Below are 23,149 nucleotides of genomic sequence, written 5' to 3' on the forward strand. Positions count from 1 at the left end.
TTTAGCTTCCCAGGGCCTTCTCAGCTAGGCCCCAGGCCACGGCCATGGACGAGCCCGCCCAGCCTCCTTCAGAGGTACGCCAGATCGAGGCAATGCCGTGGTCCTCGAGATACTCGACATATTGCCCAATATTCTCCGTAAAGAGCCCGATGAGGCGGGGCTTCTCTTCGCCCCGCTTCTCGTGCCAGTAGTAGCTGTATTCCAGCAACTGGGCCACCGCTTCACGGACGGCCTTGGTGACGTTCCCCGTCTTGACCGCCTTGCCCTCGACGAGCCACGTGCGCGGCTCGTCGTCCACGCGTCGACGCAAAACCAGGTCCCTCGGGTACATGCCTTGGGTGATCGGCGTGTACCCCTTGGTCACCACATGCAGCCCGAAGTCCTTGATCAGTTCCTCGTGTCGACGCTCTCTGCGGTGATGGCCGCCCGTGATGCGGACGTAGTAGTCACTACTGTCGTTGGGGCGGAAGCCGTCAAGGGGATCACCAGCAGGAACGTGTCCGTCGCTCTCGAACACGAAGGGTTCATCCGGCGCCGGAGTTTGAAGCCAGATGCGCTGACTGGCTGCGGCGTCACGCAACAGAAGAGATGCGGTCCGAAGGTCTTGAGCGAGGACCTCCTCCGCGGGGAGGTGAGCGATGTCGTACCGACGGGCAGCCACACTCCCTGCTTCGTACGCGCGAGGCCGGTCTTGCCGCGCACCAAAGGCTGGCGTGTAGGTCCACTGCGCGGCCAACTCCGGCTGGATTCCGGCCCTTAGATGCCTCGCCCGGCGCTTTAGCTCCCGCCGCAGGTCCGCCGGCGTGTAGTCGTCGGACAGCTTCGTCACCCCTTGTTGCAAGGTGAGCGTCACGGCACTGAGGTCCGCGTCAAAGATGTAGGCCAGGTACAGGCCTTCCTGAGGTTCCTTGTTAATCGCGGGGTCAAACACCCCAATCCACGGGGTGCTTGCTGCGCTTCCCTGCCCTCCGTGTCCTGAGGCTACGAAGTTATAAGGCAAGGGAAGATCCGTCTTGTCCTTCACTTCCCTCAGCAAGTCCTGAGCTGGAACGCCTTGGGCCGTACCCAACTTGGCGTCGTAGGTCTCCGCTATGCGTATGAGCAGGTCACGTAGAGGCACGCTCAAGAAAGTAACCCGACTCGTTAGGCTCTGGCTGGATCTTGACGTCTAGGGGAGGGAAGTGCCATGGGTGGGGTCGTCGTCGCCGTAAGCAGTAACACCGACTACTCCTTCACCAAGCCCAACCGGCAGAGCATCAATCTGTTGGCCGGGCTTGGGGTGGAGGGGGATGTGCATGCCGGGGTGACGGTCAAGCACCGGTCGCGGGTGAGGCAGGATCCGACGCGGCCGAATCTGCGGCAGGTGCACCTCATGCACGAGGAGTTGTTCGCCGAGGTCGCCGAGGCCGGGTTCCGGGTGCGGGCTGGGGAGTTGGGGGAGAACATCACCACCCGCGGGCTCGATCTGCACGGGTTGCCCACGGGGGCGCGGCTGCTGATCGGGGAGGAGGCCGTCGTGGAGGTGACCGGGCTGCGGAATCCCTGTGCGCAGATCGACAACTTCCAGCAGGGGCTGCTGAAGCAGGTCGTACGGCGTGGCGAGGACGGGGAGGTCCAGTACCGCGGCGGGATCATGGGGGTCGTGCTGCACGGGGGTGCGGTGCGGCCCGGTGATGTCATACGGGTCGAGCTTCCGGAAGGGGAGCAGCGGCCGCTCGAGCGGGTGTGAGGCGAGGGGGTCAGTGTTTCGCGGGTCTCCGCCAGGGGGCCGCAGCGGGACAGGGCGTGCGGCGCCCTGGCGGGGGCGCGGTCAGACTGCCGGGGCCAGGTTCACTCGGCCGAACAACAGGGCGTAGCCGTGCGGGAGTTGGGCCAGGACGCGGGTCGTCAGGGGCTCGCCCGCCTGTTCCGCCAGCACGTTCAGGACCGAGCTGACGTCCCAGCGGGCCGTCGCGGGCGTGGCTCCCTCGATACGGGCCGCCACCGACTCCACGAACTCCCTCGCCGTCAGGGGGCGGGTGGCCGGGATCTGGGACGCGATCAGCCGGCCCGCCTCGCGGGGCAGGGCCTGGGCGAGGGCCACGCGTTCCTCGCCGGTCACATGGCCGCCGAGTGCCGACAGGACGATCCGGGTCACCCGCTCCGCCTCCGCTCTCGTCGGGTAACGGCCCGCCTCGCGCACCGCCTCGGTCAGCTGCTCCCAGCGGGCGGCGTCGGGGGACAAGGCGGATGCGGCGGGCCTCGTCTGCGGCTGGGCGGTCGTCACGGTCATCGTGCTGGCTCCTCCTCCGGGGGCGCGTCGGGGTAGGGACATGGGGCGCGGCTCGGCTCCGGTTCCGCCGGCCCCGCGGGCGGGCCGTCCCGCGGGGCCGGCCGGGATCAGCCGCTGATCTGCTTGCGGTCGCCCGCGCCGCCCGAGATCTGGATGCGGCGCGGCTTGGCCTGTTCGGCCATGGGGATGCGCAGGGTCAGGACGCCTGCGTCGTACGAGGCGTCGATGCGGTCCGTGTCGAGGGTGTCGCCCAGGAACAGCTGACGGGTGAAGGTGCCCGTGGGCCGTTCGGCGACCAGCATCTCCGCCTCCTCGGGGGCGGGGCTGCGGCGCTCGGCGCGGACGTTGAGGACGTTGCGCTCGACGTCCAGTTCGATCGTCTCGGGGTCGACGCCGGGCAGGTCGAAGTGGACCAGGAAGTCCTCGCCGCTGCGGTAGGCGTCCATCGGCATCGCGGACGGCCGGGCGTGGGTGCCGAGGACCTGTTGCGCGAGCCGGTCGAGATCGCGGAAGGGGTCGGTGCGCATGAGCATCACAGTCACTCCTCTCCTCAGGAATTACCGGGTGCGATGCCCTACGGGTTCTTGTCCCTCGCGTTCTTATATAGCTCGCAGCTGGAAAGTTGACAAGGCTGGGCTCATAGGCGGGCCGCTGTCGGTGCGCGCGTTAGCCTCAAGTGCCTTGAGCGGAGAGATCAGAGATCGAGGAGGCAGGTATGGCCAAGGTCCCCAGCGCGGTCGTCGCCGCGAGCGGACTCGTCGGTGGGTACGGCGTCGCCCGCTGGACGAAGAAGCGGCAGCTGGGCGGTGCCGTCCTCGCCGTCGCCGGGGTCGCCGCCGCGCAGCAGTGGCGCCGGCAGGCGGGCGGGGTGGCCGCCGGTGCGCTGACCGCCGCGTACGTCGGTGCGTTCGCCGGGTCGCATCCGCTGGCCAAGAAGATCGGGGCCTGGCCGTCCGTCCTCGGGGTGGCCGGTGCCGTTGCCCTCGCCTCCTGGGCCGTGGCGGACCGGCGCGGCTGAGACACCGGCCCCGACTTCAGAAAGCCCGGGCTGCGGCGCCCCCGGTGAGTCCGGGCGCCGAGCCCGGCTCTACCGGCCCAGCGCCACCCGCAGCGTCACCCCGTGCCGGGTGCGCAGCCGGCGTATCTCCCACACCGACAGCAGCGTCACCGAGACCGGGCCGCCAAGCAGGAAGGTGTAGAGGACCGAGGGCGGGGCCGCCACGTCCGGGCCCTCGAAGAGGTTGATGACCAGCAGGGTCCAGACCAGCAGCGGGGAGACCAGGGCCGGCAGTATCTCGTGCACCTCGCCGAGGGCGAAGCAGGAGTTCACGCCCGCGATCAGGGCCACCAGCGTGAGCACCACCGCGAAGACCACCCCGATCAGGCAGGCCACCCAGCCGATGCCGAAGGCCGCCAGGATCAGCAGGCTGAGCAGGATGCCGTGGTGGCCGAAGTCGTACGGCGTGATGATGTTGCCCATCATCAGCTCCACCAGCAGCCACACCGCCCCCGCGCTCAGCAGGATCAGTCCGATCGAGCGGGCCGGGCCGACCAGCCGGGCGGCGTAGCGCCCGCTCAGCGGTGCGCGGGCCGCGGCGACGAACGCGATCATCGCGACGAGGGCGACGGCGAAGGTGATCCCGCCGCTGACGACCAGGTCCTCCGCCTTGCCGAGGACGAACTGCTCCCCGCCCTCGGTGATCGGATACGCCACCAGCAGCCACACGGTGGCCACCAGCCCCAGCGTCGTGCGAAAGGCCTGGAGGCCCGCCATGAGCGGGTCCTGCACCCGGTCCTCGTGCCGGGCAAGGCTGTTCAGCCACTCGAAGAATTCCACGAAACCGGACAGCATGAGCGCCGAGACTCCCCCGAAGATCCGTCAAACAGGGGCACGCCGACGCGGGACCGCCCGTGGGCCGGGTGCCACGGGCGGATACTCTAGCCGATCTTCAGGGGCTTCTCGTCACTCTGCCGAAAAGCCCTGGGGTGCCGGGGTTGTCCGGCTCGCCGCCGCCGTCAGCGGGCGGGCGATGTCCTCCAGGGAGCGGCGTTCCGCCGGTACCGCCAGCGCGGCGGCGACCAGACCGGCCGCGCACATCAGGGCCGCCCCGATCTGGAAGGCGAGGACCGTGTCGCCGACCCGGCCGGTGCCGGTGAGGTCGGCGAAGAGGAGCGGACCGCTGATGCCGCCGGCGGCGGTGCCGAGGGCGTAGAAGAAGGCGATGGACATCGCCCTGGTCTCCATCGGGAAGATCTCGGAGACGGTGAGGTACGCGCTGGAGGCGCCCGCCGAGGCGAAGAAGAGCACCGCGCACCAGCAGGCCGTCAGGGTGCCCGCCCCGAGGACGCCCCGGTCGAACAGCCAGGCCGTGCCGAAGAGCAGCAGGCCCGACAGGAGGTAGGTGGAGGAGATCATGACGCGCCGGCCGGCCGTGTCGAAGAGGTGGCCGAGCAGCAGCGGGCCGCAGAAGTTGCCGACCGCGATCACCGCGAAGTAGTAGCCGGTGCGGTCGGCCGGCACGTCGAAGAACTTGGTGAGGATCGCGCCGAAGCCGAAGGTGATCGCGTTGTAGAGGAACGCCTGGCCGATGAAGAGGGAGAAGCCGAGGACGGCCCGGCGGCGGTACTGGCCGAAGACCGTGCGGGCGATCTCCCGGAAGGTGACGCTGCGGCGCTGGTGGATCTCCAGCCGGCCCTCCGGCTCGGGCAGCCGTACGCCCTTCTCCTCGGCCACCCGGCGTTCGATGTCGGTGACGATCTCCGCCGCCTCCTGGTCCCGGCCGTGGATCAGCAGCCAGCGCGGACTCTCCGGGACATGCCGTCGTACGAGCAGGATGACCAGGGCGAGGACGGCGCCGAGGGCGAAGGTCAGGCGCCAGCCGACGGCCGCGGGCAGCAGGGAGGTGTCGAGGGCGACGATCGACAGCAGGGAGCCGCCCACCGCGCCCAGCCAGAAGCTGCCGTTGATGATCAGGTCGACCCGGCCGCGGTAGTCGGCCGGGATCAGCTCGTCGATCGCGGAGTTGATCGCCGCGTACTCACCGCCGATGCCGAAGCCGGTGAGGAAGCGGAAGAGGAAGAACCACCAGGCCTCCCAGGAGACCGCGGTGAGCGCCGTCGCGGCGAGATAGACCGCCAGGGTGATCATGAAGAGCTTCCGGCGGCCGAAGCGGTCGGTGAGCCGGCCCCAGAAGAGTGCTCCGGAGCAGGCGCCGGCCACATAGAGCGCGGCCGCGGTGCCGGTGATCTGGCCCGAGGTGATCGACAGACCGCTGCCGGGCTCCGCCAGCCGGCTCGCGATGTTGCCGACGACCGTGACCTCCAGGCCGTCCAGGATCCACACGGTGCCGAGGCCGATCACGATCGTCCAGTGCCAGCGCGACCAGGGCAGCCGGTCGAGGCGGGCGGGGATGTCGGTGGTGATCGTCCGACCGGTCCCTGCGGGCTGTTCGGAGTACGGCGTCGGTGTCTCGGCTGCGGCCATGGGCTCCCTCCTCGTTGAAGGACGTCCCTGTGAAGGACAGCGGAACAAGTGCCCGCCTCGCGCGGTTTCAGGCGCCCGGCGCCCGGCGCGCCCCGCACGTCGGCCACCCGGCCCCCCGGTGCGTCAGCCGCCCACCATCCGCGACACCGTGTAGATCAGCAGTCCCGCCAGGGATCCCACCACCGTGCCATTGATCCGGATGAATTGCAGATCGCGGCCGATGTGCGCCTCGATCTTCCGGGTGGTGTGCTCGGCGTCCCAGCCGGCCACGGTGTCCGTGATCAGCGAGGTGATCTCGCGGCGGTACGTGGTCACGATGTGCACCGCGACACCCTCCACCCAGCTGTCGACCTTGCCCTGCACCTTCGGCTCACGCGCCATCCGCGCACCCAGCGAGAGCAGCGCGGCCCGCACCCGCATCCGCAGCTCGCTGCGCTCGTCCTCGGCGGCCGCGACGATCATCGAGCGTACGGCCGACCAGGTGGAGCCGATCAGGTCCTGCACCTCGCCCCGGCCCAGCACCTCGCCCTTGAGCCGCTCCACCCGCGCGCGCGTGTCGGTGTCGGACTGGAGGTCGGAGGCGAAGTCGGTGAGGAAGCGGTCCAGGGCGCCGCGCGCCGGGTGCGAGGGCATGTCCCGCATCTCGGTGACGAACCGCAGCAGCTCCTTGTAGACCCGCTCGCCGACCCTCTTGTCCACGAACCGCGGGGTCCAGCCGGGCGCGCCGCCCTCCACGGCGTCCATCACATCGGCGCGGTGCAGCACCAGCCAGTCGTGCGCGCGGCCCACCACCAGGTCGACCACCCGCCGGTGCCCGCCGTCGGCGACGATCCGGTCCAGCAGCTTGCCGAGACCCGGTGCGATCTCCTGGGCGTCCGCCCGCCGGGTGATCGCCTCGCTCACCACCGCCCGCACGTCGGTGTCCCGCAGCACGGTCAGCGCACCCCGCAGGGCCGTCGCCAGTTCGGCCGTGACCCGGTCGGCGTGGGCCGGCTCGGCCAGCCAGGCGCCCAGCCGGCTGCCGATGCCGACGGCGCGCAGCCGCTGCCGTACGACGTCCTGGGAGAGGAAGTTCTCCCCGACGAACTCGCCCAGCGAGATGCCCAGCTGGTCCTTCTTGGTGGGGATGATCGCGGTGTGCGGGATGGGCAGGCCGAGCGGGTGCCGGAACAGGGCCGTCACCGCGAACCAGTCGGCCAGCGCGCCGACCATGCCCGCCTCGGCGGCGGCCACCACATAGCCCGCCCAGGGGCCGGCGCCCTCGTGCCCGGCCAGCCTGGCCAGGACGTAGACCACGGCGACGAACAGCAGCATGCCGGTCGCCGTGAGCTTCATGCGCCGCACCCCGCGCCGGCGCTCCTCGTCGGCCGGGGTGAAGGCCGTCATGGTCCGGTACGACACTCCCCGCCCCGGCGCTGTCTCGGTCTCGGTCGGTTCCATCAGCTCCACCCGTCGGTGATCCCGCACACAATTGTCCCTTCCTGACCGACTCCCGGAACGGAACAGGAGTTCCCGGCGTCTGTCGGAACGGGGGTTTGGACAGGGCCCTGTCAGCTCTCCCCGGCCCCTGTCGCATCATGGACCCATCAAGGTCGGAGCCTCGGAGTCCCCTCTCCCGAGGAGAACGGACTCCCGTCTCCCGAGGAGAACGACACCAGCGTGACCAAGCGTCAGGGTTATGCCGTACTGAGTGCGCTCGGCGCGCTCGTCATCGCACTGTGCAGCGCGATCTGGCTCATCGCGGCTGCCGGTGACAGCGGCCCCGTCGGCGGCAGCCTCGCCGGCGACCGCCCGCACCGCGGCTCCTCCGCCGCGCCCGCCTCCACCGGCAGCTGGGCCACCGCCTGGTCCACCGCGCCGGTCGGCGGCGAACCCGGCACCGAGGCGGCCGGGCTGGCGGGCCGCTCGGTGCGCAACGTCGTGCACGCGGCCATCGGCGGTACGAGTGCCCGGATCACGCTGTCCAACCTGTACGGCCAGTCGCCGCTGACCATCACGCACGCCACCCTCGCCCTCTCCACCGGCGACGGCACCGCCGCGGCCGACACGGAGAGCATGCGGCGCCTCACCTTCGACGGCGCCACCGGCGTCACCGTCCCCGCCGGCCACGACGTCGTCAGCGACGCGGTGCGCCTCGCGGTCCCGGCCGGCAGCGATGTGCTGGTCACCACCTACTCCCCCGTCGCGTCCGGCCCGGTGACCTTCCATCCGCACGCCCGGCAGATCTCGTACGTCGCCGCCGGGGACCGTACCGAGGACTCCACCGGGCTGCCGTACACCGGGCGGACGCCGTACTGGCGCTATGTGACCGCACTGGACGTGTTCGGCGAGGAGGCCGACGGCACTGTCGTCGTCTTCGGCGACTCCATCACCGACGGCATCACCTCCACCATCGGCGCCAACCACCGCTGGACCGACGTCCTCGCCGGCCGGCTGCGCGGCGCGCTCCGCGGCGGGTGGCGGCTGCCGCGCTACAGCGTGGTGAACGAGGGCATCAGCGGCAACGAGGTGCTCACCGACGGACTCGGCCGGCCGGCCGAGAACGAGAGCGGGCTCGGCCGCTTCGGCCGCGACGTGCTCTCCCGGACCGGCGTCCGGGTCGTCGTCGTGGACCTCGGCGTCAACGACATCCTGCGCCACCGCACACCCCCCGCCCCGGACCGCGTCACCGCCGGTCTGCGCACCCTGGTCCGCGAGGCGCACGCCCGCGGGCTGAAGGTCGTGGGCGCCACCCTGATGCCCGTCGAGGGCCACCGCGGCTGGACCCCGGCCAAGGAGGCGGTACGGCAGCAGGTCAACGCGGAGATACGGGCCGGCGGGGTGTACGACGCGGTCGTCGACTTCGACCAGGCCCTCCGCGACCCCTACGCCCCCCATCGGCTGCGCCCCGACTACGACTCCGGCGACCACCTGCACCCCAGCGACCTGGGCTTCGCCAGAATGGCCCAGGTCTTCAACCTGAACCTCCTGAAGAACGCCGGCCAGGCGGAGCTGTAGCGGGGCGGGCGGGGCCGTCGGGGTGGGGCGGGGAATACTGGGGCGCATGACCCGCTTGATCCTCGCCACCCGTAACGCCGGAAAGATCACCGAGCTGAGGGCGATCCTCGCCGAGGCCGGACTGCCGCACGAACTCGTCGGCGCGGACGCCTTCCCGGAGGTCCCCGACGTCAAGGAGACCGGCGTCACCTTCGCCGAGAACGCCCTGCTCAAGGCGCACGCTCTCGCCCAGGCCACCGGTCTGCCGGCCGTCGCCGACGACTCCGGGCTCTGCGTGGACGTGCTGCACGGCGCCCCCGGGATCTTCTCCGCCCGCTGGGCCGGGCGGCACGGCGACGACCGGGCCAACCTGGAGCTGCTGCTGGCCCAGCTCGCCGACATCGGGGAGGAGCACCGCGGCGCCCACTTCGCGTGTGCGGCGGCGCTCGCCCTGCCGGACGGCAGGGAACGGGTGGTCGAGGGGCAGCTGCGCGGAATCCTGCGGCACGCGCCCGCGGGCACGAACGGCTTCGGCTACGACCCGATCCTCCAGCCCGACGGCGAGAGCCGGACCTGCGCCGAGCTGAGCCCGGCCGAGAAGAACGCGATCAGCCACCGCGGCAAGGCGTTCCGCGCCCTGGTGCCGGTGGTGCGGGAGCTGCTCGGCTAGGTGTGCTGCGGTGCGGCCGGAGGGACTCGAACCCTCACGGGAGTTACCCCACTGGGACCTAAACCCAGCGTGACTGCCAGTTCCACCACGGCCGCCTGGTGCTGCCCGGCCATGCTAGCGGCCGGGCGGCGCGTTCAGATGCCCAGATCCTTGATGATCTTGGCCACGTGGCCGGTGGCCTTCACGTTGTACAGGGCGCGTTCGACCTTGCCCTCCTCGTCCACGATCACCGTGGAGCGGATGACGCCGACGACCGTCTTGCCGTAGAGCTTCTTCTCGCCGAAGGCACCGTAGGCCTCCAGGACCTGCTTGTCCGGGTCGGCGAGGAGGGTCACCTTGAGGGACTCCTGCTCGCGGAACTTGGCGAGCTTCTCCGGCTTGTCGGGGCTGATGCCGATGACGTCGTAGCCGGCGGCGGCCAGCACCTCCAGGTTGTCGGTGAAGTCGCAGGCCTGCTTGGTGCACCCCGGGGTGAGTGCGGCGGGGTAGAAGTAGACGACGACCTTGCGGCCCTTGTGGTCCGCAAGGGAGACCTGGTTGCCGTCGGCGTCGGGGAGGGTGAAGGCGGGGGCCACGTCCCCCGGCTGGAGTCGCTCGCTCATCGGGCCAGGGTAACCGGGGGGCCTTGCGGTGCGCTGGCAGCAGAAGCTGACAGACTGTTCGGGACAGCATCAGAAGACTTCGGAGGCCGTACGGTGGCGGACACGTCGGACACCAGAACCCCGGCGCAGATCGAGGCGGACATCAGGCGCCGCCGCGAAGTGCTGGCCGAGACGCTGGACGAGATCGGGGTGCGGGTGCACCCGAAGACCATCGTCGGGGATGCCAAGGCCAAGCTCGCCGCGAACGTGGATCACACCGTCGGCCGGGCGTACGTCCAGGTCAACCGTGTGGTGAGCGAGGTACGGGCGCAGTTCGTGGACGAGACCGGCACGCTGCGCGTGGAGCGGGTCGTACCGGTCGCGCTGCTCGCCGTCGGTGTCGTGGGGCTGTTCGCCCTGGGCTCCCGGCGCCGCAAGAACTGACCCGGGAACCGACGCAAGGACGGACGCAGGAACTGACCCGGACGCCGACGGGCGGGACGAAGGCAGGTAGGTTCAAGGCGTGAGCGCCAACAGAAACGAGCAGAGCACCCCCCAGCACGACAAGCTGCCCATCCGGATGCTGCACGACCGGGTCCTGGTCAAGCAGGAGTCCGGCGAGGGCGAGCGGCGGTCGGGGGGCGGCATCCTGATCCCCGCGACCGCGGCGGTCGGCCGGCGGCTGGCCTGGGCCGAGGTCGTCGCGGTCGGCCAGAACGTGCGGACCGTGGAGCCGGGCGACCGGGTGCTGTACGACCCGGAGGACCGGGCCGAGGTCGAGGTGCGGGGAGTCGCGTACGTCCTGATGCGCGAGCGGGATCTGCACGCCGTGGCCGCGGACCGGTTCGAGGGCTCGGAGGACTCGACGGGCCTGTACCTGTAGGGCCTGATGACGGAAGGGGCCGGTGACGGTTGTCACCGGCCCCTTCCGCGTTCCCTTTGCTAGCTTCGTAAGGGAGCCCGACGAGACGCGCCGTACCGGGATGCAGGCAAAGACGACGCACCGAGGAAGAGTCGTCTCCCGTCTCGGAAGGTGCCTGTCATGGCCTGGGTTCTGCTGCTCGTCGCCGGTCTGCTCGAGGTCGGCTGGTCGATCGGGATGAAGTACAGCGAGGGGTTCACCCGGCTGGTCCCGAGTCTGTTCACCGGCGCCGGCATCGTCGCGAGCATGGTGCTGCTGTCGTACGCCGCGAAGACCCTGCCCATCGGTACCGCGTACGGCGTGTGGGTGGGCATCGGCGCGGCCGGGGCGGCGGTGCTCGGCATGGTGGTGCTGGGTGAGCCGGTCACCGCCGCCCGGGTGTTCTTCGTGGTCCTGCTGCTGGTCGCCGTCGTGGGTCTGAAGGCGACCAGCGGTCACTGAGCCGTCAGGGCCCGTCACCTTCGGAGATCAGAGACCTCCCGGACCTCCTCCGGGGCCGCCCGCGCCACCGCCCGTGCCGCCGCCGGTGCCACCGCCCGTACCGCCGCCACCGGTGCCCCCGCCGCCGGTCGTCGTGGACCCGCCGGTGGTGCTGGGGTCGGTGGTCGTCCCCGTGGTGCCGGTGGTGCCGCCGGTGGTGTCCGTACCGGTGGTCCCGCCGCCGCCCGTGGTGGTGCCGCCGGTCGTCGTCCCCCCGCCGGTCGTGTTGCCGTCCGTGGTCGTGCCGCCGGTGCCCGGGGTGCCGGTGGTGCCGCCGGTTGCCGGAGTGCTGGCGCCGTCGCTGGGCGTGCCGGTGGTGCCGCCGTTGTCCTGGGCGCCGGTGACGGCCGGCGCGGACGGGGCGGTGGAGCCGGGCGCCTGCGGCTGGTCGGCGCCCTGTTCCAGCTGGAGGTCGAAGTCGGCGGCGGCCTTGCCCTTGAGCGCGTCACGCGTGTACTGCGCCCAGATCTGGGTGGGCGGGCCACCGCCGTTCATCCGCACCTGGCCGAGCGCGCCGTACAGCGGCATGTGCTTGGCCGTCACCGGGTCCTGGCCCATCACGGAGACCACGGTGGCCAGGTCCGGGGTGTAGCCGGCGAACCAGGCGGCGGTGTCGTTCTCCGCGGTGCCGGTCTTGCCGGCCGCCGGGCGGCCCGCCTGGAGCGCGGCGGTGGCGGTGCCGTGGTCGACCACGCTCTGGAGCACCGAGGTGGTGGTGTCGGCTGCCTCCCGGCTGACGGCCTGCTTGGCCGGCTCGTCGGGCAGCGTGACGTCCTCCGTGCCGTCCTTGGTGATCTTCTCGATCAGGGTGTACGTGCCGTGCTTGCCGTGGTTGGCGAGGGTGGCGTACGCCTCCGCCATGTCCAGGACGCTGGCGGTGGCGGTGCCGAGCGCGATGGACGGGTACGGCTGGAGGTCCGGGGTGTCGGCGGGGATGCCGAGGTCGGTCGCGGTCTGCTTGACCTTGGACGGGCCGACGTCGACGGCCATCTGCGCGTACACCGAGTTCACGGACAGGTCCGTCGCCTTGGTGACGGTGATCTGGCCGTACGACTTCTGGTCCTCGTTCTGCGGGGCGTAGCCGCCGCCGCTCCAGCCCTGCACGGGGCGCTCGTTGGTGCCGTCGTACATGGTGTTCGGCGTGATGGTGCGGCCGTCCTGGGTGGTCGAGCCGTTCTGCACCGCGGAGGTGAACACGAAGGGCTTGAAGGTGGAGCCGACCTGGAAGTCACCGCGGGTCGCGCCGTTGGTGTACTGCTTCACGTAGTCGATGCCGCCGTACATCGCGACGACCTTGCCGGTCTTCGGGTCGACGGAGGCACCGCCCGCGCGGACGTAGCTGTCCACCTTGCGGTTCTTCTTGTCCAGCTGGGAGATCAGCTGGTCGTTCACCGCCTTCACGAAGGCGTTCTGCTTGTTCTTCTGGATCGTGGTGGTGATCCGGTAGCCGCCGAGCGCGAGCTTGTCGGGGTCGATGATGTTGTTCGTGGTCAGGTAGTGCTTGACCGCCTCGACGAGGTAGCCGCGCTGGCCGGACAGGCCGGTGGAGACCGTCTGCTCCTTCGGCATCGGGAACTTCAGGCCGGTGCGCTCGGACTGGCTGAGCCAGCCCTTCTTGACCATGCCGTCCAGGACGTAGTTCCAGCGGGCGAGGGCCGCGGACTTGTTCTCCGGGTGGGCGACGACGTCGTACTCGCTGGGCGCGTTGACGAGCGCGGCGAGGTAGGCGGCGCGGGCCGGGTCGAGGTTCTCGGCGTCCACGCCGTAGTAGGCCTGGGCGGCGGCCTGGATGCCGTAGGCGTTGCGGCCGAAGAAGCTGGTGTTGAGGTAGCCCTCGAAGATCTGGTCCTTGGTCTTCTGCTGGTCCAGCTTGATCGAGATGAAGAACTCCTTGGCCTTACGGGTGACCGTCTGTTCCTGGGCCAGGTAGTAGTTCTTCACGTACTGCTGGGTGATCGTCGAGCCGGACTGCTTGCCCTTGCCGGTCGCGGTGTTCCAGGCGGCGCGGAGCATCGCCTTGGGGTCGACGGCGGACTCGCTGTAGAAGTCGCGGTCCTCGGCGGCCAGTACGGCGTGCTGGGCGGCCTTGGAGACCTGCGCGAGGCTCACGTTCTCGCGGTTGATCTGGCCGTCGCGGGCCAGCTGGGAGCCGTCGGCGTACAGATAGACGTTGCTCTGCTTGGTGGCGAGGGCGTTGGCCGGCGGGATCTGGACCATCGAGTAGCCGATGAAGAAGACGCCGATGATCAGCAGTATGCCGACGAGGAAGGTGCCGAGCACCATCTTCCAGGTCGGGATGAGCCGCCGCCATCCGGTCCGCTTGGGCTTCTTGCCCTTCTTCCCCTTCTTGCCCTTCTTGACCTCCCCGTCGGCGGCGCCACTGAGCACGGCGATCTCGGGCTCGGGGGCAGGGGTGGATCCGGGAGCGCCGGGGGCGGCGGGGGTGCCGGGGCCTCCGGGGGTGCCGGGGGCGCTGGGCTTACCGGTCGAGCCGGTAGCGCCGGTGGTGCCGGTCGGGCGGGGGGTGCCGGTCGGGCGGGGGGTGCCGGAGGCACCGAAGGCGGCGGCACCCGCGGCACCCGCTGCTGCGGCTCCGGCCGCACCGGCGGCACCCTTGGCCGCACCGGCCGCGGCTCCTCCCGCACCGGCCGCGGCTCCTCCCGCACCGGCCGCGGCTCCTCCCGCACCGGCCGCGGCTCCTCCCGCCGCACCGGCAGCACCCTTGGCAGCACCGGCGGCACCGGCCGCACCTGCGGCACCCTTCGCCGCGGCGGACGCGGCGCCGGAGCCCGCGGAGCGGGGCGCGTTGACGCGGCGCAGGACCTGGGTCGTCTCGGGGGCCTGGCCGGGCGACGGGGCCGGGCTCTTGCCCTGCGCCTTGCCCGGGGTCTGGCCCTGGCCCTCACCCTTGCCCGGGGTCCGGGTGTCCCCGGGCGGCGTGATGCGGCGCAGCACCTGGGTGCTCTCGGCCGACGGCGGCTGCTCGGAGTCGCGCCGGGTCGCCGGGGCGCCCGGCTGACCGGAACCGGAAGCAGCGCGCGCACCGGCACCCTTGCCGCCGGAGGCAGCGTCGGCGCCCGCACCCTTGCCGCCGCGAGCGGCCTGGCGGGCGCGCGCGATGGAGGCCGTACGGTCCTGGGCCGCGCCGCTCACCGTGCCCGAGCGGTCCTGTCCCGCCGTCTGCCCGGCGTCCGGCCCCTTCCCGGCGTCCGGCGCCTTCCCCTTCCCGGCAGAAGCACCGGCAGAAGCACCGGACGGCTTGCCGGTGCTCTTCGGCCCGTCTGCGTTCTTCGGCTCGCTCGGCTGTGCAGCCCCCTCCGCCTTGTCGGGGGCCGTCTCCTCACGGCCCCCGGGGTTTCCGGGCCCCTCAGCCGGCAGCGGCTTTTCCGGCGCGGCGCCTTCCTTCGGCTGCTGCGGCTGCGGCTCGTCGCTCATGTCGTGCACGGACTCCTGTTTCGCGTCGTACGTTCCCGTACGCCTCGTACGCTTCTGCGCCCCCGGTGTGAAGACTCTCGCACCTGGCGTTCCGTTCCCGGATCCCGGCACACTTCGGGCACAAAATGCGTGGCCGGCCGCCGGGCCTCCGGACTAGGCTCCTGCGCTTCGGTGTCGAGCTGTCCGAGGAGGTCGACTGACATGGGTGCGGGACGGTTGTACGCGGCCGTCGCGGCGGGGGGATTCCGACGGTACGCGACGTATCGCGCCGCCACTGCGGCAGGGGTCTTCACCAACACCGTCTTCGGGCTGATCCTCGTCTACACCTACCGCGCGGTGTGGGACCAGCGGCCGCACCTCGGCGGGTGGGACCAGGCGCAGGTGGTGACGTACGTGTGGCTGGGACAGGCGTTCCTGTCGACGCTCGCGATCGGCGGCGGGGGCGTCGAGGGCGAGCTGATGGAACGCATCCGTACGGGGGACGTGGCGATCGACCTGTACCGGCCGGCCGATCTTCAGCTGTGGTGGCTCGCCACCGACCTGGGCCGGGCGCTCTTCCAGCTGCTGGGGCGGGGTGTCGTCCCCTTCCTCTTCGGCGCCCTGTGCTTCCCGATGTACTTACCGACGGACGCCGGCACCTGGATCGCCTTCCTCGTCGCCGTACTGCTCGCCATGATCGTCGGGTTCGGCCTGAGGTACCTGGTGGCGCTCAGCGCGTTCTGGCTGATGGACGGCATGGGGGTGACGCAGATGTCCTGGCTGCTGGGCTACTTCTGCTCGGGCATGCTGCTGCCGCTGAACATCTTCCCGGGGACGCTCGGCGAGGTCGTACGGCTGCTGCCCTGGTCCTCGCTGCTCCAGGCGCCGGCGCAGATCCTGCTGGGGCACGCGGACCCGCTGGGCACCTATCTGTTCCAGGGGGCCTGGGCGGTGGTGCTGCTGGGTGCCGGGCGGCTGCTCCAGTCGGCGGCGACGCGCAGGGTGGTGGTCCAGGGTGGCTGAGCACGTCACCGGCCGGGCGCGGGAGGGGCTGCGGGCCTATCTGCTGATCGCCGCGATGTGGGTCAGGTCCACCATGGCCTACCGGGCCTCCTTCGCGATGACCACCATCGGCAACTTCGCCGCGACCTTCCTGGACTTCGTCGCGATCGTGCTGATGTTCTCCCGGGTGCACGCCCTCGGCGGCTGGTCGCTGCCGGAGGTGGCCTTCCTCTACGGCGTCTCCGCGACCGCCTTCGGGCTGGCCGACCTGGTCATCGGGCCGATGGAGAAGCTGGGGGCGCGGCTGCGGGACGGCACGCTGGACACCCTGCTGCTGCGGCCGGTGCCGGTGCTGGCCCAGGTGGCGGCCGACCGGTTCGCGCTGCGGCGGCTCGGCCGGGTGACGCAGGGCGCGCTGGTGCTGGCCTGGTCATTGACCCGGCTGGAGGTGGACTGGACGCCGCTGAAGGTGCTGCTGCTGCCGGTGATGCTGGTGAGCGGCTGCGGGATCTTCTGCGCGGTGTTCGTGGTGGGCGCCGCCTTCCAGTTCCTGGCGCAGGACGCCTCCGAGGTGCAGAACGCCTTCACCTACGGCGGTACGACGCTGTTGCAGTACCCGCCGACGGTGTTCGCGCGGGAGCTGGTGCGCGGGGTGACGTTCGTGCTGCCGCTGGCCTTCGTCAACTGGCTGCCCGCGGCCTACGTGCTGGACCGGCCGGGTCCGCTGGGCCTGCCGCGGTGGACGGCGTTCCTGTCGCCGGCGGTGGCGGTGGGGTGCTGTGCGCTCGCGGGGCTGGCCTGGCGGGCGGGACTTCGTTCGTACCGGAGCACGGGGAGCTGAGTGGCATGGGTGACTTCATCACGGTGGAGCAGCTGGAGAAGGTCTTCCAGGTCCGCAGGAAGACCGGGTTCCTGAAGCGGGAGCGGCGCGAGGTGCGGGCCGTGGACTCGCTCTCCTTCACGGTGGCGCGCGGGGAGATGGTCGGGTACATCGGGCCGAACGGCGCCGGGAAGTCGACCACCATCAAGATGCTGACCGGGATCCTGACGCCGAGCGGCGGCCGGCTGCGGGTGGCGGGCATCGACCCCTCGCGCGAGCGGCACCGCCTCGCGCACCGGATAGGGGTGGTGTTCGGGCAGCGTACGACGCTCTGGTGGGATCTGCCGCTGATCGACTCCTACCGGCTGGCGCACCGCATGTACCGCATCCCGGAGGCCCGTTACCGGGAGAACCTGGACCGGTGCGTCGAACTCCTGGAGCTGGGCTCCCTCCTGGACGTGCCGGTGCGCCAGCTCTCGCTGGGCCAGCGGATGCGCGGGGACATCGCGGCGGCGCTGCTGCACGACCCCGAGGTGCTGTACCTGGACGAGCCGACGATCGGCCTGGACGTGGTGTCCAAGGCCAAGGTGCGGGGCTTCCTGCGGGAGTTGAACGCGGAGCGCGGCACGACCGTGCTGCTGACCACGCACGACCTGACGGACATCGAGCAGTTGTGCTCGCGGGTGATGGTGATCGACCACGGGCGTCTGGTGTACGACGGCCCGCTGGAGGGGCTGCACGAGGCCGGGGAGAGCGAGCGGACGCTCGTGGTGGACCTGGAGCGGGAGTTGCCGCCGGTCGAGGTGGAGTCGGCCCGGGTGGTGCGGGTGGAGGGGCCGCGGCAGTGGCTGGCGTTCCCCGCCGGCCAGTCGGCGGCCCCGCTCGTGGCGCGACTGGCGGCGGAGTACCCCCTGGTGGACCTGTCGGTCCGGGAACCGGACATCGAGGCGGTCATCGCCCGGATGTACGCGGAGAAGGCGGCGCCGTGAGCCGGGGCGCCGGGCCGGTCAGCTGGTGCAGACCTTGGTCAGTTCCCCGGCCGCGTCGGTCACCGGGCTGAGGTCGGGGGTGCGGTCGCCGTTCTTGAGGGCCGTCCGCACGTTGCCGACGGCCTTGTTCAGGTCGTCGACCGCCTTGTTGACGTCCGCGTTGTCGGTCTTGTCGCCGATCTTCTTCAGATCCTTCTCGATCTGGTCGAGGGCGGTGTCGGCCTGGGTCGGGTCGTTCGAGGCGTTCTCCACGGCCTGCTGGAGGTCGGTGACGCTGTCGGCGACGGAGTCGGCGGTCTGCACGCAGTCCAGGGCCTTGTCGACGGCGTCGCAGCCGGTGGTGAGCCCGGCGGTCAGCACGGCGACGGCCACGGTCGCGGCGATGGCGGTGACGCGGCCCCGGCGTCGGCTGGCGGCCATGATGGTGGTTCCCTCCCCTGGACGGCAGAACGGGCGTACGACACTGGGCCGTACGCCCGTACCGGTAGGACGCCGGTAAGGGTGCGGGGGTTGCGCCGCCGCAGCTCCTTTCCGGTCTCCCCTTCTTCTCTCCCGCCTACTGGGCGAGCGTGGCCTCCAGGGCGGCGCGCTGGAGGGCGGTCAGCTCGGCGCAGCCGGTGACGGCGAGGTCGAGCAGGGCGTTCAGCTCGTCGCGGGCGAAGGGCGCGGCCTCGGCGGTGCCCTGGACCTCGACGAAGCGGCCGTCGCCGGTGCAGACGACGTTCATGTCGGTCTCGGCGCGCACGTCCTCCTCGTAGCAGAGGTCGAGGAGCGGGACGCCGCCGACGATGCCGACGGAGACCGCGCTGACGGTGCCGGTGAGCGGCTGCCGACCGGCCTTGATCAGCTTCCTGCCCTGGGCCCAGGCGACGGCGTCGGCGAGGGCGACGTAGGCGCCGGTGATCGCGGCGGTGCGGGTGCCGCCGTCGGCCTGGAGGACGTCGCAGTCGAGGACGACGGTGTTCTCGCCGAGCGCCTTGTAGTCGATGACGGCGCGCAGGGAACGGCCGATGAGGCGGGAGATCTCGTGGGTCCGGCCGCCGATCCTGCCCTTGACGGACTCGCGGTCGCCGCGGGTGTTGGTGGCGCGGGGCAGCATGGCGTACTCCGCGGTGACCCAGCCCTCGCCGCTGCCCTTGCGCCAGCGGGGGACGCCTTCGGTGACGGAGGCGGTGCAGAAGACCTTGGTGTCGCCGAAGGAGACGAGGACGGAGCCCTCGGCGTGCTTGCTCCAGCCGCGTTCGATGGTGACCGGGCGGAGCTGTTCGGGGGTACGGCCGTCGATGCGAGACATGCGCATGAGCCTAGTCCCCAATACGGAAGGGGCTCCTCCCGCATCGGGAAGAGCCCCCTCCGGGGTGAGCCGCAGCGGCCCGGGGTGAGCCGGGACGGCTCACATCATGTCTTCGATCTCCGCGGCGATCGGGTCCGCGTCGGTGCCGATGACGACCTGCACGGCGGTGCCCATCTTCACGACGCCGTGGGCGCCCGCGGCCTTCAGGGCGGTCTCGTCGACCAGCGAGGGGTCGGAGACCTCGGTGCGCAGCCGGGTGATGCAGCCCTCGATCTCCTCGATGTTGTCGATTCCGCCGAGGCCGGCGACGATCTTCTCAGCCTTGCTGGCCATGTTCCTTCTCCCTGATCCGAACCGCTTTGTCGCAGTAACCCACAGTTGGCCCATCTTCGCGAGCGGTCATGCCGTCCGTGCCGAATGATGGCGATCACGACAGCGGAACCGTCCGCCAACTGGTCTACACCACCCCGGGGACGGTCGCCAAACCGCGTCCGAGTCGAGTGGCCGGGAGGCGCCCATGAGCGCGGAGAGCGCCAGCAGCTCCGAGAGCACGGTGAGCCCGGCGCGGGAGCGCTGGAACCGGCTGTTCCAGGGGTTGCAGAAGATGGGCCGCAGCCTTCAGCTGCCCATCGCGGTGCTGCCGGCCGCGGGCATCCTCAACCGGCTCGGCCAGCCGGACGTGTTCGGCAAGGACGGTCTGGGCTGGACCAATGTGTCGAGGGTGATGAGCGGCGCGGGCGGCGCACTGCTCGACGGTTCGATCGGGCTGCCGCTGCTGTTCTGCGTGGGGGTCGCGATCGGCATGGCGAAGAAGTCGGACGGCTCCACGGCGCTCGCGGCGGTGGCGGGCTTCCTCGTCTACTACGGCGTGCTGCACCAGTTCCCGCACACCTGCCCGGCGGGAGCCAAGGTCGTGGAGACCGGCTGCCAGGTGGCGGACGGCACGGTGAGCGCCTTCACCTTCCAGAACCCGGGGGTGTTCGGCGGCATCGTGCTGGGCCTGCTGGCGGCCTACCTCTGGGCCCGGTTCCACCGCACCCGGCTGGTGGACTGGCTCGGCTTCTTCAACGGCCGCCGGCTGGTGCCGATCCTCATGGCGTTCGTGGCGATCCTCTTCGCCGTGGTGTGCCTGTGGGTCTGGCCGCCGGTCGGCAGCGCTCTGGAGACCTTCAGCGGGTGGCTGCGGGACGCCGGTTCCTGGGGCGCCGGGCTGTTCGGGGTGGCGAACCGGGCGCTGCTGGTGGTGGGCCTGCACCAGTTCCTGAACGTGCCCATCTGGTTCCAGTTCGGCAGCTACACCAAGCCGGACGGAACGGTGGTGCACGGCGACATCAACATGTTCCTCGCGGGCGATCCGCACGCGGGCCAGTTCACCTCGGGCTTCTTCCCGATCATGATGTTCGCGCTGCCGGCCGCCGCACTGGCGATCACCCACACCGCCCGGCCCGAGCGGCGCAAGGAGGTCGGCGGTCTGATGCTGTCGGTCGCGCTGACCTCGTTCGTCACCGGCATCACCGAGCCGATCGAGTACTCGTTCCTGTTCATCGCGCCGGCGCTGTACGCGGTCCACGCCCTGCTGACGGGCGTGTCGATGGCGGTGACCTGGGCGCTCGGGGTGCACGACGGCTTCAGCTTCTCGGCCGGTCTGATCGACTACGTGATCAACTGGCAGCTGGCGACGCGGCCCTGGGCCATCGTCCCGCTCGGCCTGTGCTTCGCGGCCGTCTACTACGCCGTGTTCCGCTTCGCCATCACCAGGTTCGACCTGAGGACCCCGGGCCGGGAACCGGCCGAGGACGTCGAGGACGTCACCAAGGTCTGAGGCCTTCCGCCGGGCCTACGGCGCGTAGCCCTTTCGTCGCGGATTTCGTGGTTCCTTATCCCGCCTTCATCGTGCTACAACAGGTCTACACCACTGGGTGGTGTAGACCAGAGACGCTGCCGTCCCCTTCCATGGTTCCCGGGCGGCGCCTTGCCCTTGGAGGAACTTGTGACCACGGCGACCGCCGCTCCCGCGGCCCAGAAGAAGAAGGGCGCCGGAGTGATGGCGGTGCTCCAGCGCATCGGCCGCAGCCTGATGCTGCCGGTGGCCGTGCTGCCGGCCGCCGCACTCCTCGTCCGCCTCGGCAACGACGACATGCTGGGCCGCCCGGACTTCCCGGCCTTCCTGACGAAGATCGCGTCGTTCATGGCGGCCGGCGGCAACGCGATCCTCAACAACATGGCGCTGCTGTTCGCCGTGGGCATCGCGATCGGCTTCGCGAAGAAGTCGGACGGCTCCACGGCGCTCGCCGGGGTCGTCGGCTACCTCGTGTTCAAGAACGTGCTGGGCACCTTCACCGACAAGAGCCTGCCCAAGGTGGCCACGGTCGTCGACGGCAAGATAGTCATGGCCGACGCCCCGGCGGACGCCAAGGTCCTCGGCGGCGTGGTGATGGGCCTCGCGGTCGCGCTGATCTACCAGCGCTTCTACCGCACCAAGCTGCCCGACTGGGCGGGCTTCTTCGGCGGCCGCCGGCTGGTGCCGATCCTGTCGGCCTTCGCGGGCCTGCTCCTCGGCATCGTCTTCGGCTACATCTGGCCCTTCCTCGGCACCGGTCTGCACAACTTCGGCGAGTGGCTGGTCGGTTCGGGTGCCGTCGGCGCCGGTCTCTTCGGTGCCGCCAACCGTGCGCTGATCCCGATCGGCATGCACCACCTGCTGAACTCCTTCCCCTGGCTCCAGGCGGGCGAGTACCACGGCAAGAGCGGTGACATCGCGCGCTTCCTGGCCGGCGACCCGAGCGCGGGCCAGTTCATGACCGGCTTCTTCCCGATCATGATGTTCGGCCTGCCGGCCGCCTGCCTCGCCATCGTGCACTGCGCCCGCCCCGAGCGCCGCAAGGTCGTCGGCGGCATGATGCTCTCGCTCGCGCTGACCAGCTTCGTCACCGGCGTCACCGAGCCGATCGAGTTCACCTTCATGTTCATCGCGCCGGCCCTGTACGCCATCCACGCGGTGCTCACCGGTGTCTCCCTGGCGCTGACCTGGGCGCTGGGCATGAAGGACGGCTTCGGCTTCTCCGCCGGTGCGATCGACTTCTTCCTGAACCTGGGCATCGCGCACAACCCGTGGGGCCTGGCCCTGGTCGGCCTCTGCTTCGGCGCGGTCTACTACGTCGTGTTCCGCTTCGCGATCACCAGGTTCAACCTGCCCACGCCGGGCCGGGAGTCGGACGAGGAACTCGCCGAGCTCCAGAAGGCCGAGGCCAAGTAAGGCCCTCGGACAACCCCGTCAGAACCGGAATTCCCCGGGCCGCCTCAGCGCGGCCCGGGGAATTCCCGCTTCCACACCCCTAGCCGGGCTCAGACCTCGTAGCTGGCCCGCGGTACGGCCAGATCCACCGGCCCGGAGTACACCGCGCGCGCGTCCCGCAGGTTGATCTCGGGATCGGTCCACGGCGGGATGTGCGTGAGCAGCAGACGGCGCGCCCCCGCGCGTGCCGCCGTCTCCCCCGCCTCGCGCCCGTTGAGGTGCAGGTCGGGGATGCTCTCCTTGCCGTGCGTGAACGCGGCCTCGCACAGGAACAGATCGGTGTCCCGGGCCAGCTGGTCCAGCGCCTCGGTGACGCCCGTGTCGCCGGAGTACGTCAGCGACCTCCCCGCGTGCTCGATCCGGATGCCGTACGCCTCCACCGGGTGCCGGACCCGCTCGGTGTGCACGGTGAACGGTCCGATCTCGAAGGTGGACGGCTTGACCGTGCGGAAGTCGAAGACCTCGCTCATGGAGGAGGCGGAGGGGGTGTCGGCGTAGGCCGTGGTCAGACGGTGTTCGGTGCCCTCGGGGCCGTACACGGGGATCGGTGCGCAGCGGCCGCCGTCATGGCGGTAGTAGCGCGCCACGAAGTAGGCGAGCATGTCGATGCAGTGATCGGCGTGCAGATGGCTGAGGAAGATGGCGTCGAGGTCGTAGAGACCGCAGTGGCGTTGCAGCTCGCCGAGGGCGCCATTGCCCAGGTCGAGCAGCAACCGGAAGCCGTCGGCCTCGACGAGGTAGCTCGAGCAGGCCGAATCCGCGGACGGGAACGACCCCGAGCAGCCGACGACGGTGAGCTTCATGAAGCAGAAACCTCCGTTGGCGGGAAACGATGCGGGCGGGGGTGCGGACTGACGGTGGTCGTGCGGTCCGTCGAGCGTAAGGCGGGAAAGCGCGGGTCGCTCCTTTGCCAGGGGCCGTTGTGGGCGAACTCACCTGTGCTGTCACCG

The 23,149-nt window shown here is 70.7% G+C and carries 24 protein-coding genes, 1 tRNA gene and 1 riboswitch; of the genes, 12 read left to right on the forward strand and 13 right to left on the reverse strand.

Translation table 11 applies throughout. The features are described from left to right. Position 1 precedes the first annotated feature (1 nt). The gene (locus tag ACZ5CZ_RS05760) at positions 2–1,120 is read right to left on the reverse strand and encodes an MrcB family domain-containing protein (protein WP_468939503.1); all 1,119 of its coding nucleotides are present in this window, start codon (positions 1,118–1,120) and stop codon (positions 2–4) included. A 66-nt stretch (positions 1,121–1,186) separates the two neighbouring features. Between ACZ5CZ_RS05760 and ACZ5CZ_RS05765 the strand changes: the two genes are divergently transcribed. Further along, a complete protein-coding gene (locus tag ACZ5CZ_RS05765; protein WP_468939506.1) occupies positions 1,187–1,729 on the forward strand; it encodes an MOSC domain-containing protein in 543 nt (180 codons plus the stop codon). An 81-nt stretch (positions 1,730–1,810) separates the two neighbouring features. On the opposite strand, the gene ACZ5CZ_RS05770 is transcribed toward ACZ5CZ_RS05765, so the two are convergent. Continuing rightward, positions 1,811–2,272 carry a DUF2267 domain-containing protein gene (locus tag ACZ5CZ_RS05770; protein ID WP_468939509.1) on the reverse strand — a complete coding sequence of 154 codons (462 nt, stop codon included), beginning with the start codon at positions 2,270–2,272 and terminating at the stop codon, positions 1,811–1,813. A gap of 107 nt (positions 2,273–2,379) precedes the next feature. Next, positions 2,380–2,805, reverse strand: coding sequence for an Hsp20/alpha crystallin family protein (locus tag ACZ5CZ_RS05775; protein ID WP_468939512.1), 426 nt, complete (start codon positions 2,803–2,805; stop codon positions 2,380–2,382). 182 nt (positions 2,806–2,987) lie between these two features. Here ACZ5CZ_RS05775 and ACZ5CZ_RS05780 point away from each other — a divergent pair, with 182 nt between their 5' ends. Continuing rightward, a complete protein-coding gene (locus ACZ5CZ_RS05780) occupies positions 2,988–3,290 on the forward strand; it encodes a hypothetical protein (RefSeq protein ID WP_450792911.1) in 303 nt (100 codons plus the stop codon). 69 nt (positions 3,291–3,359) lie between these two features. Here ACZ5CZ_RS05780 and ACZ5CZ_RS05785 read toward each other — a convergent pair whose 3' ends face one another. From ACZ5CZ_RS05785 to ACZ5CZ_RS05795, 3 genes are all read right to left on the reverse strand, one after another. Then, positions 3,360–4,124, reverse strand: a complete 765-nt coding sequence (locus tag ACZ5CZ_RS05785) for a hypothetical protein (protein WP_385843661.1) — start codon at positions 4,122–4,124, stop codon at positions 3,360–3,362. 111 nt (positions 4,125–4,235) lie between these two features. Continuing rightward, entirely contained in the window at positions 4,236–5,756 is a 1,521-nt protein-coding gene (locus tag ACZ5CZ_RS05790) for an MFS transporter (protein WP_468939517.1), read from the reverse strand. Between the two features lie 123 nt (positions 5,757–5,879). Continuing rightward, positions 5,880–7,196, reverse strand: coding sequence for a DUF445 domain-containing protein (locus ACZ5CZ_RS05795; protein ID WP_468939519.1), 1,317 nt, complete (start codon positions 7,194–7,196; stop codon positions 5,880–5,882). A 219-nt stretch (positions 7,197–7,415) separates the two neighbouring features. Here ACZ5CZ_RS05795 and ACZ5CZ_RS05800 point away from each other — a divergent pair, with 219 nt between their 5' ends. Further along, positions 7,416–8,753, forward strand: coding sequence for an SGNH/GDSL hydrolase family protein (locus tag ACZ5CZ_RS05800; protein ID WP_468939522.1), 1,338 nt, complete (start codon positions 7,416–7,418; stop codon positions 8,751–8,753). 46 nt (positions 8,754–8,799) lie between these two features. Continuing rightward, complete coding sequence (gene rdgB / locus ACZ5CZ_RS05805) at positions 8,800–9,402, forward strand: RdgB/HAM1 family non-canonical purine NTP pyrophosphatase (RefSeq protein ID WP_468939525.1); 603 nt, start codon at positions 8,800–8,802, stop codon at positions 9,400–9,402. Between the two features lie 11 nt (positions 9,403–9,413). On the opposite strand, the gene ACZ5CZ_RS05810 is transcribed toward rdgB, so the two are convergent. Together ACZ5CZ_RS05810 and bcp are read right to left on the reverse strand one after the other, a co-directional pair. Continuing rightward, a tRNA-Leu gene (locus ACZ5CZ_RS05810) sits at positions 9,414–9,497 on the reverse strand. 39 nt (positions 9,498–9,536) lie between these two features. Further along, positions 9,537–10,004: a thioredoxin-dependent thiol peroxidase gene (gene bcp, locus ACZ5CZ_RS05815; protein ID WP_385843653.1), complete on the reverse strand. Its 468-nt coding sequence runs from the start codon at positions 10,002–10,004 to the stop codon at positions 9,537–9,539. Between the two features lie 93 nt (positions 10,005–10,097). Between bcp and ACZ5CZ_RS05820 the strand changes: the two genes are divergently transcribed. From ACZ5CZ_RS05820 to ACZ5CZ_RS05830, 3 genes are all read left to right on the forward strand, one after another. Next, on the forward strand, positions 10,098–10,427 hold the full coding sequence (locus ACZ5CZ_RS05820) for a DUF3618 domain-containing protein (RefSeq protein WP_385843652.1): 330 nt from the start codon (positions 10,098–10,100) through the stop codon (positions 10,425–10,427). Between the two features lie 79 nt (positions 10,428–10,506). Beyond that, a complete protein-coding gene (locus ACZ5CZ_RS05825; RefSeq protein ID WP_385843650.1) occupies positions 10,507–10,866 on the forward strand; it encodes a GroES family chaperonin in 360 nt (119 codons plus the stop codon). A 57-nt stretch (positions 10,867–10,923) separates the two neighbouring features. Then, a riboswitch (guanidine-III (ykkC-III) riboswitch) is annotated at positions 10,924–10,988 on the forward strand. 37 nt (positions 10,989–11,025) lie between these two features. Next, positions 11,026–11,346 carry a DMT family transporter gene (locus ACZ5CZ_RS05830; RefSeq protein ID WP_385843649.1) on the forward strand — a complete coding sequence of 107 codons (321 nt, stop codon included), beginning with the start codon at positions 11,026–11,028 and terminating at the stop codon, positions 11,344–11,346. A 27-nt stretch (positions 11,347–11,373) separates the two neighbouring features. Here ACZ5CZ_RS05830 and ACZ5CZ_RS05835 read toward each other — a convergent pair whose 3' ends face one another. Continuing rightward, positions 11,374–13,779, reverse strand: coding sequence for a transglycosylase domain-containing protein (locus tag ACZ5CZ_RS05835; RefSeq protein ID WP_468939625.1), 2,406 nt, complete (start codon positions 13,777–13,779; stop codon positions 11,374–11,376). 1,242 nt (positions 13,780–15,021) lie between these two features. On the opposite strand from ACZ5CZ_RS05835, the gene ACZ5CZ_RS05840 reads away from it, so the two are divergent. The 3 genes from ACZ5CZ_RS05840 to ACZ5CZ_RS05850 are packed head-to-tail and all read left to right on the forward strand — an operon-like array spanning position 15,022 to position 17,610. Next, positions 15,022–15,822: an ABC transporter permease gene (locus tag ACZ5CZ_RS05840; RefSeq protein ID WP_385843647.1), complete on the forward strand. Its 801-nt coding sequence runs from the start codon at positions 15,022–15,024 to the stop codon at positions 15,820–15,822. Then, on the forward strand, positions 15,815–16,642 hold the full coding sequence (locus ACZ5CZ_RS05845; protein WP_468939530.1) for an ABC transporter permease: 828 nt from the start codon (positions 15,815–15,817) through the stop codon (positions 16,640–16,642). Before ACZ5CZ_RS05840 ends, ACZ5CZ_RS05845 begins: the two co-directional genes overlap by 8 nt. Positions 16,643–16,647: 5 nt before the next feature. Next, positions 16,648–17,610 (forward strand): ABC transporter ATP-binding protein, encoded by a 963-nt coding sequence (locus tag ACZ5CZ_RS05850; RefSeq protein WP_468939533.1) that lies wholly within the window; start codon positions 16,648–16,650, stop codon positions 17,608–17,610. 18 nt (positions 17,611–17,628) lie between these two features. On the opposite strand, the gene ACZ5CZ_RS05855 is transcribed toward ACZ5CZ_RS05850, so the two are convergent. The 3 genes from ACZ5CZ_RS05855 to ACZ5CZ_RS05865 form a co-directional block, all read right to left on the reverse strand. Next, on the reverse strand, positions 17,629–18,030 hold the full coding sequence (locus ACZ5CZ_RS05855; protein ID WP_385843643.1) for a hypothetical protein: 402 nt from the start codon (positions 18,028–18,030) through the stop codon (positions 17,629–17,631). Positions 18,031–18,166: 136 nt separating this feature from the next. Beyond that, on the reverse strand, positions 18,167–18,904 hold the full coding sequence (gene rph, locus ACZ5CZ_RS05860) for a ribonuclease PH (RefSeq protein ID WP_385843642.1): 738 nt from the start codon (positions 18,902–18,904) through the stop codon (positions 18,167–18,169). Positions 18,905–19,003: 99 nt separating this feature from the next. Beyond that, positions 19,004–19,237 carry a PTS sugar transporter subunit IIB gene (locus ACZ5CZ_RS05865; protein WP_385843640.1) on the reverse strand — a complete coding sequence of 78 codons (234 nt, stop codon included), beginning with the start codon at positions 19,235–19,237 and terminating at the stop codon, positions 19,004–19,006. A 184-nt stretch (positions 19,238–19,421) separates the two neighbouring features. Between ACZ5CZ_RS05865 and ACZ5CZ_RS05870 the strand changes: the two genes are divergently transcribed. Both ACZ5CZ_RS05870 and ACZ5CZ_RS05875 read left to right on the forward strand, forming a co-directional pair. Next, positions 19,422–20,726, forward strand: a complete 1,305-nt coding sequence (locus tag ACZ5CZ_RS05870) for a PTS transporter subunit EIIC (RefSeq protein WP_385843639.1) — start codon at positions 19,422–19,424, stop codon at positions 20,724–20,726. A 168-nt stretch (positions 20,727–20,894) separates the two neighbouring features. Further along, positions 20,895–22,160 (forward strand): PTS transporter subunit EIIC, encoded by a 1,266-nt coding sequence (locus ACZ5CZ_RS05875; protein WP_468939540.1) that lies wholly within the window; start codon positions 20,895–20,897, stop codon positions 22,158–22,160. Between the two features lie 89 nt (positions 22,161–22,249). Here ACZ5CZ_RS05875 and ACZ5CZ_RS05880 read toward each other — a convergent pair whose 3' ends face one another. Then, entirely contained in the window at positions 22,250–23,002 is a 753-nt protein-coding gene (locus ACZ5CZ_RS05880; protein WP_385843636.1) for an MBL fold metallo-hydrolase, read from the reverse strand. Between the last annotated feature and the right edge of the window lie 147 nt (positions 23,003–23,149).

The sequence above is a fragment of the Streptomyces sp. NPDC031418 genome, assembly GCF_055581605.1.